Origin of the sequence: Pandoraea faecigallinarum (assembly GCF_001029105.3) — a bacterium.
Taxonomy (GTDB): Bacteria; Pseudomonadota; Gammaproteobacteria; order Burkholderiales; family Burkholderiaceae; genus Pandoraea; species Pandoraea faecigallinarum.
Window position 1 is genome coordinate 233,605 of sequence record NZ_CP011807.3, and the last position, 12,433, is coordinate 246,037.

Here is a 12,433-nt window from a genome sequence, read left to right on the forward strand (position 1 = left end):
GCTGCCGCGCTTCGATGCAATGCGTCGCGCGCACGATGCTTCGCGGCAAGTCGATTGGCCCACGCGCAAGCGTCACCTGATGGCGTTGCAGACAATGCTGCACAGGTATCGCGCGCCGTTCGCCTCGGCCATCGATGCGGATTTCAACGGGCGCTCGGCGCAGGAGACCGACATGCTCGAACTGTTTCCGTCGCTGGGCAATCTGAAGCACGCGTTGTCGCATACCCGTCGCTGGATGCGCGGCTCGCAAGGGTGGGCGAATCTGTGGCTGCTGCCTGCGCGGCGCGCCGTGGTGCCGCAGCCGCTGGGTGTCGTCGGCGTGATCGTGCCGTGGAATTACCCGCTGTTTCTCGCCGTCGGCCCGCTCACGGACGCACTGGCGGCGGGCAACCGCGTGATGATCAAGGTCTCGGAAGTCACGCCACGCTTCGCCGAAGTCTTCGCGTCGGCGATCGCCGAAACGTTCCCGCCGGAATGGGTGACGGTCGTGACCGGCGACGCCCAGGTCGCCCGCGCGTTTTCGACGTTGCCGTTCGATCATCTGCTGTTCACCGGTGCGACGTCCATCGGGCATCACGTGATGCGCGCCGCGAGCGAACATCTCACGCCGGTCACGCTGGAGCTGGGCGGCAAGTCGCCCGCCATCATCGGCCCGGGCGCGCGTTGGGAACATGCGGTGGAGCGCATCATGCTCGGCAAGCTGCTCAACGCCGGGCAGACGTGCGTGGCGCCCGACTACGTGCTGGTGCCACGCGAGAGGCTCGATACCTTCGTGGCCACGGCGCGGCGGGTGGCCGCGCGGATGTACCCCGACGCCGTGAACAACCCGCAGTACACGAGCATTGTGTCGGCGCGTCACTTCGAACGTCTGACAGGGCTGGTGGATGAGGCGGCGGCGCAGGGCGCGGCATTGCATGCGCTTTTCGATGCACCGGCGCAGGCCGCTCGCCGGCGCCTGCCGCCGATGGTGTTCACGGGCGTGCACGACGGCATGCGACTCATGCGCGAGGAGATCTTTGGCCCACTGCTGCCGGTCGTACCGTATGACGATCTGGACGCCGCCATCGCCTATGTGAACGATCGGCCGCGTCCGCTCGCCCTGTACGTCTTCGATACCGATAGCGCGCGCATCGAACGAGTAGTGAGCGGCACCATTTCCGGGGGCGTGACAGTCAACGACACGCTGCTGCACGTCGCGGAACATTCGCTGCCATTCGGCGGCGTAGGGCCTTCCGGCATGGGGGGGTATCACGGCGAAGCGGGCTTTCGGACGTTCTCAAAGGAGAAGCCGATCTTCCGTCAGGCGCGCTGGAACGGCGCGGGATTGCTCAATCCGCCGTACGGCAAGGTGTTTGCCGCGATGATCCGGCAGTTGATTCGCTGAGGTCGCCCCTCGCGAGGCGTTGGACCGACTTTAAGGTGTTTTCCCAAAACAAGACCCCCGCCGGGGCGACCCGGGCGGGGGTTTGGCTTGTGCCGATGCCGGTTCGCACCGGCATCGACCGTCTCACACTTTGCCGAATCAGGCGACCGCGCGCAGACCGGCGTCGGCCAGCAGCGCGTCGGCGCGGTCGGTGGCTTCCCACGAGAATTCCGGCTCTTCGCGGCCGAAGTGGCCATAAGCGGCGGTTTTCTCGTAGATCGGACGCAGCAGATCGAGCATCTGGATGATGCCCTTCGGGCGCAGGTCGAAGTGCTTCTCGACCAGCTCGGCGATGCGCTGATCGCTGATCTTGCCCGTGCCGAACGTGTTGACCATGACCGACGTCGGACGTGCGACACCAATGGCGTACGAGACCTGAATCACGCATTTCGAAGCCAGACCGGCGGCCACGATGTTCTTTGCGACATAACGGCCGGCGTAGGCTGCCGAGCGGTCGACCTTCGACGGGTCCTTGCCCGAGAAGGCGCCGCCGCCGTGCGGCGCCGCGCCGCCGTACGTGTCGACGATGATCTTGCGGCCCGTGAGCCCGGCGTCGCCCTGCGGGCCGCCGATCACGAAACGGCCGGTCGGGTTCACCAGGAACTTCACTTCGCCCTTGATCAGCTCGGCCGGCAGCACCGGCTTGATGACTTCCTCGATGACGGCTTCACGCAGTGCTTCCAGACCGATGTCCGGGTGGTGCTGCGTGGAGAGCACGACGGTGTCGATGCTGTGCGGGCGGCCGTTTTCGTACTTGATCGTGACTTGCGACTTGGCGTCCGGACGCAGCCAGGGCAGACGACCGTCGCGGCGTACCTGCGACTGGCGCTCGACCAGACGGTGCGACAGATAGATCGGCAGTGGCATGAGTTCCGGCGTTTCATCGCAGGCATAGCCGAACATCAGGCCCTGGTCACCGGCGCCCTGGTCGAGGTTGTCGTCGTGGGCACGGTCGACGCCCTGGGCGATGTCGGGCGACTGGCGGTCGTAGGCGACCAGCACGGCGCAGCCCTTGTAATCGATACCGTAGTCGGTGTTGTCGTAACCGATACGGCGAATCGTTTCGCGTGCGACCTGCTGGTAGTCGACCGTGGCGGTCGTGGTGATTTCACCTGCGAGCACGACGAGACCGGTGTTGCAAAGCGTTTCCGCAGCGACACGCGCGTACTTGTCTTGCGTCAGGATGGCATCGAGAACGGCATCCGAGATCTGGTCGGCGACCTTGTCCGGGTGGCCTTCGGAAACGGATTCGGAGGTAAAGAGATAGTCGTTCGCCACTTCTGGCTCCTCTAACGTATTTGGCGACTCACGTTGCCGTCATCGGAGTGGAAGCGGCGACGCTTTAGCGGAAAATTGGTCGAATGCGCTGCCTGGAGAGGGTGGCACATCCGAATCGCCCCGCAAGTTGTCAGTTAACTCGGCGATGTCGCTTATTATACGCCCCTGAAGAAATCCTGCTTGCGACATGTCAACCACTCCCAAGAAATCCCTCGGGTATTACCTCAGCGTGGGTCTGCTGCGTGGACTCAACCTGCTGCCCTATAGCTGGGTCGCGCGCTTTGGCGCGGGTATCGGGCATGTGCTGTATTTGATTCCCAGCTCCCGCAAGCGCGTCGTCCATACCAATTTGCGCCTGTGTTTCCCTCATTGGGACGAGGCGACCCGCGAGCGTGTGGCCAAGGCCTCCTTCGTCCATGCGATCCGCAGCTATGCCGAGCGCAGCGTGCAGTGGTTCGGCAGTGCCAGGAAGCTGGAGCGGCTCGTCGAAGTCGATTCGGCGGTGGACCTGCGGGCGCCGGACATGCCGCCGACGATCCTGCTCGGGTTCCATTTCGTGGGAATCGAGGCGGCGTCCGTGTTCGTCAATTACGCCCTGCGCCGGCCCTGCGCCTCACTCTACACGCCGATGTCGAACCCGGCGTTCGACGCCATGGCCCGCGAGCAGCGCGGCCGCTTCGACGCCGAGATGATCCCGCGCGGCGACAGCGCCCGCGACGTGCTGCGCATGTTGCGCAAGAAAAAGCCGGTCATGCTGGCCGCCGATATGGACTACGGTGCGCGCAACTCCACCTTCGTGCCGTTTTTTGGGATGGAAGCCTGTACCCTGACGTCGGTTTCGCGGCTGGCGGAAGTGGGAAGGGCGCAGGTTCTGCCGTTCATTGGCGAAGTGCTGCCGAATTTCAAGGGTTACCGTCTCAAGGTGTTCCCCGTTTGGGAAAATTACCCGAGCGGCGATCCGGATGCCGATGCGCGCCGCATGAACGCCTTCCTCGAAGAGCAGATTCTCAAGATGCCGGAGCAGTATTACTGGGTGCACAAGCGCTTCAAGACCCGCCCCGAGGGGCAGCCGGGCGTCTATTGACTGGCGCCGGATGGGCGTCGACCTTCTCCACTACAATAGCGGTATGAAGCTCAAATTCACCAAGATGCAGGGCGCCGGGAACGACTTCATCGTGATCGACGGCATCTCGCAGACCATCGACTTCACGCCCGAACAGTGGCGCGCGCTTGCCGACCGCCATTTCGGCGTCGGCGCGGATCAGCTTCTGCTCGTCGAGCGCTCGGCGCTGCCGGGCGTGGATTTTCGCTATCGCATCTTCAACGCCGATGGCGGTGAAGTCGAGCATTGCGGCAACGGGGCGCGCTGCTTCGTCAAATTCGTGCGCGACACGGGCCTGACGGACAAGCAGACGGTGCGTGTCGAGGTGCAGCAGGGCGTGATCACGCTCACGATGCGCGAAGACGGTCAGGTCAGCGTGGATATGGGGGCGCCGGTTCTGACCCCGTCCGACGTGCCGTTCGACGCCAGCGGGCTCGAAGGCCGCCGCGAGGGCGACGATACGCTCTGGCCGCTCGACGTGGGCGGCGGGACGACGTGGGTTTCCGTGGTCTCGATGGGCAATCCGCATGCCGTGCAGGTGGTCGACGACGTCGACACCGCGCCGGTCGGCACCCACGGGCCGCTGGTCGAGCGCCACCCCCGCTTCCCGCGCCGCGTGAATGCCGGTTTCCTGCAGGTGGTGACGCCGCACGAGGCCCGTTTGCGCGTGTACGAGCGCGGCGCCGGCGAAACGCTGGCCTGCGGCACCGGCGCCTGTGCGGCGGCGGTGGCGGGTATCCGGCGCGGCTTGCTCAAGTCCCCCGTCGCCATCGAAACGCACGGCGGCACGCTCACCATCGACTGGGACGGCACGAGCGGGCCGGTCGTCATGACGGGACCGGCTGCCACGGTCTTCGAAGGCACCATCGAGATTTGAGGCGGCAAGACCGGCGTAGTAGGTGCGGCCCACGCGGTAAAGTCACTGGTTTCAGACGGATTCTGATTTAGCGACCCTGGCAGCCGCAGGCTCGCCTTGTGTGCGAAGGCACGCGGCGGCAGGCGGCAGTTGACGAACAGCAGACGGACATTCATGAACGACCGAGATATTGCGGAATACCTGATCGCGCATCCCGACTTCTTCGAGCGCCATGCCGAATTGCTCGCCGGCGTGCGGCTCACCAGCCCGCACGGCCAGCGCGCCGTGTCGTTGCAGGAGCGCCAGATCGAGATGCAGCGCGAGAAGACCAAGCAGATCGAGCGACGCCTCGCCGAACTGATGCGCTACGGCCACGAAAACGACGACATCTCGGGCAAATTGCACCGCTGGACGCTTGGCCTGCTCGGCGAGCGCGACCCGCACGCCCTGCCCGAGGCCATTGCGCGCGGCCTGCGCGACGTCTTCAGCGTGCCGTTCGCCGCGGTGCGTCTGTGGAACGTGGCGGCACCTTATCAGCCGGCCGAATTCGCGCGCAGCGTGAGCGAGGAAGTGAAGATCTTCGCGTCGAGCCTCGCCACGCCGTATTGCGGCGCCAACACCGGTTTCGAAGCGGTGACCTGGCTTGGAGCGCCGAGCGATCCCGCCTCCGTCGCGCTACTCGCCCTGCGCGATCCGCAAGTGATCGACGGTCCCGTTTTCGGCCTGCTCGTCATGGGCTCGGACGATGCCCGCCGTTTCCACGAAGGGATGGCGACCGACTTCCTGACGCAGATCGGCGAATTGGCCGGCGCTGCGCTCGGCAAGCTGCGCGCCGACGACTGACATGTCGTCCGGACCTGCGATGCGCGACGACACGTCCGGCCAGCCGCCGCTCGCGCCGGGCATCCAGGCCTACCTCGCGTCGCTGGCCAGCGAGCGAAAGCTCGCGGCACTCACGCTGGAAAACTACACGCGAGACCTGCGCCAGTTGCAGCGTCTTGCGAACGGCCGTGCCCTCGAATCGCTGCAACACGGCGACATTCGCCGCTTCGTCATGAAGATGCACGGCGAGGGGCTCGTTGGGCGCTCGATTGCCCGCAAGCTGTCCGCCTGGCGCGGCTACTTCGCCTGGCTGGCGCAGCGTACGTCGCTCGCCGCCAACCCTGTCGACGGCGTGCGCGCGCCGAAGCAGCCCAAACCGTTGCCCAAGGCACTCTCGCCGGATCAGGCGTCGGCGCTCGTCGAATTCGCCTCGGGCACATCGGCCGAAGCCGTGCGCAATCGCGCGATGTTCGAACTGCTCTACTCGTCGGGTCTGCGGTTGTCGGAGTTGACGGGGCTGGACCATCGCTACGTCGAAGCGGACGGTTACCGCTCCGCGAGCTGGCTGGATCTGGCCGAGCGCGAAGTCGTGGTGACGGGCAAGGGGAGCAAGCGGCGTCGCGTGCCGGTGGGCGAGAAGGCGGCGCAGGCGCTCGTCGAATGGCTGGCGATGCGCGCGCCGCTGGCCACTGCCGAGCCGCATGCACTGTTCCTCTCGGCGCGCGGCAAACGCATCGGCGCGCGCGCGGTGCAGCAGGGGCTGGAGCGTCATGCGGTCGCCGCCGGGCTGCCTACGCACGTCCATCCCCACATGCTGCGGCACTCCTTCGCCACGCATGTGCTGCAATCGTCCGGCGATTTGCGGGCGGTGCAGGAGATGCTCGGTCATAGCAATATCTCGACGACGCAGATCTACACCAAGCTCGACTTCCAGCATCTCGCCAAGGTCTACGATCAGGCGCACCCGCGCTCGCGCAAGAAGACCTGAGCAAGGGCGAACGGCGGACCGCGCGAGTCGGTGTAGAATCGCGTCCTTCCCGTCAAGTCCCGCACCTCGTGCATCGCACGCATCGCGTTTGTCGCGCTTTATTGTGCCCATCGCACTTATTGCGCCCGTCGATGCCGCCCGTGTGCCGCGGCGCAGGTGCCTTGCGCATTGCGCACGCCGCAGCGCGACTTGCCGTTATCCCGAATGCAACCGTTGGTCCGTCCCGCATGAATACCTTGACCCTCAAGCCCGGCAAAGAAAAGTCCTTGCTGCGCCGTCACCCCTGGATCTACGCCACCGCCGTGGCGCGTGTGGACGGCAACCCGGCATCCGGCGCAACGGTCGTGGTGCGTGCCGCCGACGGCCGCTTCCTCGCGCGCGCAGCGTTCAGCCCGGTCTCGGCCATTCGTGCCCGCGTGTGGACGTTCAACGAAAACGAGCCGGTCGATCATGCGTTCTTCAAGCGCCGTGTGTCGGCGGCGCTCGCCTATCGCGAGGAAATGGTGAGCGACACGGGCGCGACGCGTCTGATCTTCGGCGAGGCCGACGGTCTGCCGGGCCTGATCGTGGACCGCTACCAGTCGGCACCGGGCGCTGCGGTGACCGATCAGCTCGTCTGCCAGTTCATGGCGGCGGGTGTGGACGCGTGGAAGGACGCCATTACGAAGGCGCTCGTCGGCGCGACCGGCTGCCCGAACGTCTACGAACGCTCGGACGCCGCCGTGCGCGAGCGCGAAGGCCTGCCGAGTCTCACTGGCGTGCTGGCGGGCGCGGCGCCGCCCGAAGCGCCCGAGGCGCTCACGACGCATGAAAACGGCGTGAAGTATTACGTCGATGTACGCAACGGCCACAAGACCGGCTTCTACGTCGATCAGCGCGACAACCGTCTGCTCGTCCAGCAACAGGCCAGAGGCCGCGACGTGCTGAACTGTTTTTGCTACACCGGGGGCTTCTCGTTGGCGGCGCTCGCGGGCGGGGCGCAAAGCGTGCTGTCGATCGATTCGTCGGGCGAGGCGCTGGCGATCGGGGCGCGCAACGTCGAGCTGAACGGTTTCGACGCCGCCCGTGCCGAATGGCGCGATGCCGACGTCTTCAAGACGCTGCGCACACTGCGCGAAGAGGGCCGCACGTTCGACATGATCGTGCTCGATCCGCCGAAGTTCGCGCCGTCCGCGCATCATGTCGAGCGCGCCGCGCGAGCCTACAAGGACATCAACATGGCGGGCTTCAGGCTGCTGCGCCCGGGCGGCCAGCTACTAACCTACTCGTGCTCGGGGGCCATCGACGCGGATCTGTTCCAGAAGATCGTGGCCGGCGCCGCCGTCGATGCCGGGGTCGACGCCCGTATCCTGCGCCGCCTGTCGGCGGGCATGGATCATCCGATGCTCACGCAATTCCCCGAGGGCGAATACCTCAAGGGGTTGTGGTTGCAGCGTATGTAAGTGTTTGCTTCTGCGGAGGAGGGTGAAAATCAACCCAGCGTCAGACCGGCGACCCCCAGCGCGATCAGCACGGCACCGCCCACCCGGCGGTGTATCTCGCCTTCTCCGAGCACGCGCACGCCCAGCAGCGCGGCGACCATCATCGACATCTCGCGTGCCGGGGCAACGTGCGACACCGGTGCGTATCTGAGCGCTGTCAGGATCAGGAAGTAGGAGATCGGCGAGATCGTCGAAATCAACGAGATCTTGCGCCAGTTGGCCTGCCACAGCACCTTGATGCGGGCCGGCCGTGAGAAGGCGGCAGGCGCCGAGAGTACGACCCGAAGCACATTCTCCAGGTAGTAATACACGAGCGGCGCGAGCATGAGTGTGCGAATGGCATAGGCATCCGCGAGCGTATATGCCGCGATGAACCCGCCGGTGAGTACGCCCCAGCCGGCCCCCGCGTGCATGCTGCCGCGCCGAAACAGACGTTCGCCGCCCGCAATCACCAGTACACCGCCGACGACCAGGCCGATGCCGGCGATCGCCAGCCAGCCGGGCCGCTCGCCGAGCAGCACGATCGCACCCAGCGACGACAGCAACGGACCGGTACCGCGCGCGAGCGGATAGACGACCGACAGGTCGCCCACGCGGTAGCCTCGCTGCAAGACCAGCGTGTAGCCGTAATGCAGCAGGGCACTGACGGCGATCACGGCCCAGCCGGGCAGAGACGGCCAGGCGGCCCGCGTGCCGGTCAGAACGTACAGGGCGAGCGGCGTGTAAACAACGACCGTGACCAGCGCGTAAAGGAAGACGAGCTGCGGGCCGCCGCCTTCTCGCGTGTCGATCCGTTTGGCAACGAAGTTCCAGGTGGCGTGCAGGAAAGCGGCGGTGACGACAAGGGCGAGGGCGGTGAGCGACATGACGAAGGGTTTTTTGTGTCAATTGTATGACGCATTGCCCGTGGCTTGCGGCCGCCTGGCAGGCAAATTCGCACAAATTCGCACAAATGAACCCGAATGGCTTGCTAACATCCCCGGTCGTACGCCAAAACCATGTCTTTATCCTCACTTTTGCAACTCGGTTGCAGGGCTTGCGGGGCTGTGCTTAAATCGATTCATGAGCCTTACTCAACTACAACCCTATCTGGAAGCTGCCCGCGCGAGCTTGCAGGAGCAATCGGGCCGTGTGACGTCGGGGCGTGTACGTGTGCTGGCACTGCTGCTCAAAGCCGGCCGGCCGCTCACTCATCAGGAAGTGCTGGCCGATCTGGCTACCGACGCCGATCCGCTCGACCGCGTGACGGCGTATCGCGTTCTCGACTGGCTGGTCGCGCAAGGCTGGGCGATCAAGCAGGCCGGCGACGACCGCATTTTCCGCTTCGTCATGGCCGAGCACGTCGACCCCGAACGCGCCAACGCGCCGCGTCCGCACACGCAGCATGGTCATTTCCGCTGCGTACGCTGCCACCGAACCTTCTGTCTTGACGATTGGCCGCAGCATCCCCAATTGAGTGAGCGCGAACTCAAGCGCCTGCCCAAGGGCTTCGTCGGCGAACAGGTCGAGCTTCTGATTCACGGCACCTGCGCCCAGTGCGCCGGTGCGACCAACTGACGCGACACCCTCGCGCAGTTCCACCACAGGACATTGCATCCATGACTCCCGTCACCATCCTGACCGGCTTTCTCGGCAGCGGTAAGACCACGCTGCTCAAGCGCATCCTGACCGAATCGCACGGCATGAAGATTGCCGTCATCGAAAATGAATTCGGCGAAGAGAACATCGACAACGACATCCTCGTGCAGGACAACGCCGAGCAGATCGTCCAGATGAGCAACGGCTGCATCTGCTGCACGATACGCGGCGATCTGGTGCAGGCGCTCTCCGATCTGAACACGCAGCGCGACGAAGGCAAGATTCAGTTCGACCGGGTGGTCATCGAGACGACCGGCCTGGCGAATCCGGGTCCGGTGGCGCAAACGTTCTTCATCGACGATGAAGTCGCCGACACTTACCGGCTGGACGCCATCATCACGCTGGTCGACGCCAAGCACGGCCAGCAACAACTCGATCAGCACGAGGTGGTGCAGCGTCAGGTCGGTTTCGCCGACCGTCTTTTCATCACCAAGGCCGATCTCGTCACGCCGCACGCGCTGGACGATCTGAAGCACCGCCTCGCGCACATGAATCCGCGCGCGCCCCAGCTGGTGGTCGACTTCGGTCGGGCGGACCTGAAGCAGATCTTCGACATTCACGGCTTCAACCTGAACGACAAGCTCGACATCGATCCGGACTTCCTCGCCGCCGACGAGCATTCGCACGGCCACGGTCATGACCACGGCCACGATCATTCGCATTGCGATCACGACCATGGCAAGTGCGATCACGAAGGTCACGGCCACGGGCATCACCATCACCATCACCATCACGCCCACCACGACGACGCCATCAAGTCGTTCGTCTTCCGCAGCGACAAGGCGTTCGATCCGGCCAGGCTGGAGGATTTCCTCGGGAGCATCCTACAGGTGTACGGCGAACGCTTATTGCGTTATAAAGGCGTATTAAACATGCGCGGCATCGACCGCCGGGTCGTGTTCCAGGGCGTTCACCAGATGATGGGGAGCGATGTGGGCGCGAAGTGGCAACCCGGGGAGACACCGAACACCAAGATGGTGTTCATTGGCGCGGAACTACCGAAAGACATCATCCTGCAAGGGCTGGAACGCTGTCTGGTCTGAGCGGAATTGCCGAATCCGGTGACGGGGGAAGCCCTTAATCGGGACTGTCGAACGATTCGGTTACAATACCTGCCCACTGGGGCTGCCGCCAGCGAATCGACGCGGCGCTCCGGGGGGTAGGCAGGGAGCACTGTCATGGCCACCGCCTCTCGCAAGACTGCCACCGCACGCCCCACGCGCCGGTCCGAACCGGTGCAGGAAGCGGGCGCCAAGCGTGCTCCAGCGGGCAAATCGAAGACGGGCGACGAGGCCGCCGCCAAGAAGGGGCCGCCCAAATCGTCCGGCAGGAAAGTAACCCAAGAAGCCGCCCGCGGCATTGCCGGTAAGCAAGACGTGCCACCCGCTACAGGGGCATCGCCGGATCATCCGAAAGAGACGCCACAGAAACCCATGAGCAAGCAACGACTTTTGACCGAAGCCGAAATTCTGAAGATGTCCGACAAGGACTATATGAATCAGGCTCAACTCGACTTCTTCAAGAATCGTCTCGAAGAGCTGCAAGCCGAAATTCTGCGTAACGCCGGCCAGACGACCGAAAATCTGCGGGAAACCATCCTCGTTCCGGACCCGGCCGACCGCGCCACGATCGAAGAGGAGCACGCACTGGAGTTGCGCACCCGCGATCGCGAACGCAAGCTGCTCAAGAAGGTGCAGCAGTCGCTCGCCCGCATCGAGTCTGGCGAGTACGGCTGGTGCGAGGAAACCGGTGAGCCGATCGGCGTGCCGCGTCTTCTTGCCCGCCCGACGGCAACGCTCTCCCTGGAAGCGCAGGAGCGCCGCGAGTTGCGCCAGAAGCTGTTCGGCGACTGATCGCACACATCGGCGCATGAGCCGACCCGTTCCCGCGCTGTGGCGGTGGACGGGAACCTCGCCGCAAAGCAGGCATGTCTTCACGACATGCCTTTTTTGTTGCTTTCTTGACGCCAACCGGCCGGCCAGGCGTCTGCGCCGTGGCGTTGCATCGCGGACTGTCGTCTGCGCACAACGGCACGCCGGACTCGCTACCGGCACCGCTTTTATGGCAGAATTGCAACTCAGTTGCAATTCTGCCTTTCCATGCCTTCCATCGATTCCGCCTCTTGCTTACGGCGTGCGCGTTTGCGTACGTCGCTCGGGCGTGGGCGCAGCGCCTGGATCGTCTGGCTGATCGCTGCATGGCTTTGCGTGCAGATGTGGGGATTGCAGCACGAGATCGTGCACGCCCGCGAGTTGTCCGGCGCATGGCATATCGGCGCACCGCACGGCACGCACCGCGGCGCGAAGGCCGCGAACGTTCCCGACGATGTCGTCAAGGACGCCGCCGACGACCCCGGCAACGCCGCTGCAAAGCCGGTACGGGCGTTGCAGGCGGGCTTCGGCACGCAACATCACCACTGCCATCTCTTCGAAGGCGCGACGCTTGCCGCCGGGATGGCCGTGGCCATGCTTCAGTGGGCGGGGGATGCCGACAAGGCCGACGCGCCGTTGCGCGTCGACGGGCGCAGTCATGCGAGCGCCGTGCTCCTGCCGTTCGACTCCCGCGCCCCGCCGGTTGCGGTCTGAACCTTCGACGTCTCCGACGTTTTCAACGAATCTCCGCCTGCATCCGCGCTGACGCGCGCAGCCTTCCGGTCTGCGGCGCGAGCCGGTTGCTGCGCGCGCTCGTGCCGATTTTCGGGAGTCCCGCGGCACCGTACGACGCGCCAGGCGCTCGCTGACTCAGACCGATCAGAAACAAGACCGATATGGCAACTTCTTCTTCCAGTGCCGCGCGCCGACGTGCGGCGCGTGCGCTCGCCCTCGATTCCGTGCTACCCGATTCC

The 12,433-nt window shown here is 65.0% G+C and carries 12 protein-coding genes; 10 read left to right on the forward strand and 2 right to left on the reverse strand.

Annotated features, from left to right (window positions below; genetic code table 11):
* Positions 1-19 precede the first annotated feature (19 nt).
* The gene (locus tag AB870_RS00985) at positions 20-1,384 is read left to right on the forward strand and encodes a coniferyl aldehyde dehydrogenase (RefSeq protein WP_047908646.1); all 1,365 of its coding nucleotides are present in this window, start codon (positions 20-22) and stop codon (positions 1,382-1,384) included.
* Positions 1,385-1,522: 138 nt separating this feature from the next.
* On the opposite strand, the gene metK is transcribed toward AB870_RS00985, so the two are convergent.
* Complete coding sequence (gene metK / locus AB870_RS00990) at positions 1,523-2,701, reverse strand: methionine adenosyltransferase (protein ID WP_047906580.1); 1,179 nt, start codon at positions 2,699-2,701, stop codon at positions 1,523-1,525.
* Positions 2,702-2,888: 187 nt separating this feature from the next.
* On the opposite strand from metK, the gene AB870_RS00995 reads away from it, so the two are divergent.
* From AB870_RS00995 to AB870_RS01015, 5 genes are all read left to right on the forward strand, one after another.
* A complete protein-coding gene (locus tag AB870_RS00995; RefSeq protein WP_047906581.1) occupies positions 2,889-3,785 on the forward strand; it encodes a lipid A biosynthesis lauroyl acyltransferase in 897 nt (298 codons plus the stop codon).
* 43 nt (positions 3,786-3,828) lie between these two features.
* A complete protein-coding gene (gene dapF, locus AB870_RS01000; protein ID WP_047908647.1) occupies positions 3,829-4,680 on the forward strand; it encodes a diaminopimelate epimerase in 852 nt (283 codons plus the stop codon).
* A 153-nt stretch (positions 4,681-4,833) separates the two neighbouring features.
* Positions 4,834-5,502, forward strand: a complete 669-nt coding sequence (locus tag AB870_RS01005) for a DUF484 family protein (RefSeq protein ID WP_047906582.1) — start codon at positions 4,834-4,836, stop codon at positions 5,500-5,502.
* Position 5,503: 1 nt separating this feature from the next.
* A complete protein-coding gene (gene xerC, locus AB870_RS01010; protein WP_157112193.1) occupies positions 5,504-6,469 on the forward strand; it encodes a tyrosine recombinase XerC in 966 nt (321 codons plus the stop codon).
* A gap of 227 nt (positions 6,470-6,696) precedes the next feature.
* Entirely contained in the window at positions 6,697-7,911 is a 1,215-nt protein-coding gene (locus tag AB870_RS01015; protein ID WP_047908648.1) for a class I SAM-dependent rRNA methyltransferase, read from the forward strand.
* A gap of 29 nt (positions 7,912-7,940) precedes the next feature.
* Here AB870_RS01015 and AB870_RS01020 read toward each other — a convergent pair whose 3' ends face one another.
* On the reverse strand, positions 7,941-8,816 hold the full coding sequence (locus AB870_RS01020; protein ID WP_047906584.1) for a DMT family transporter: 876 nt from the start codon (positions 8,814-8,816) through the stop codon (positions 7,941-7,943).
* A 196-nt stretch (positions 8,817-9,012) separates the two neighbouring features.
* Between AB870_RS01020 and AB870_RS01025 the strand changes: the two genes are divergently transcribed.
* The 4 genes from AB870_RS01025 (at position 9,013) to AB870_RS01040 (ending at position 12,173) form a co-directional block, all read left to right on the forward strand.
* The gene (locus tag AB870_RS01025; RefSeq protein ID WP_044453350.1) at positions 9,013-9,507 is read left to right on the forward strand and encodes a Fur family transcriptional regulator; all 495 of its coding nucleotides are present in this window, start codon (positions 9,013-9,015) and stop codon (positions 9,505-9,507) included.
* A 41-nt stretch (positions 9,508-9,548) separates the two neighbouring features.
* Positions 9,549-10,631, forward strand: coding sequence for a CobW family GTP-binding protein (locus AB870_RS01030; RefSeq protein ID WP_047906585.1), 1,083 nt, complete (start codon positions 9,549-9,551; stop codon positions 10,629-10,631).
* A 390-nt stretch (positions 10,632-11,021) separates the two neighbouring features.
* A complete protein-coding gene (dksA, locus tag AB870_RS01035) occupies positions 11,022-11,441 on the forward strand; it encodes an RNA polymerase-binding protein DksA (RefSeq protein WP_044457598.1) in 420 nt (139 codons plus the stop codon).
* A 288-nt stretch (positions 11,442-11,729) separates the two neighbouring features.
* Complete coding sequence (locus AB870_RS01040) at positions 11,730-12,173, forward strand: hypothetical protein (protein ID WP_047906586.1); 444 nt, start codon at positions 11,730-11,732, stop codon at positions 12,171-12,173.
* The last annotated feature ends 260 nt before the right edge of the window (positions 12,174-12,433 follow it).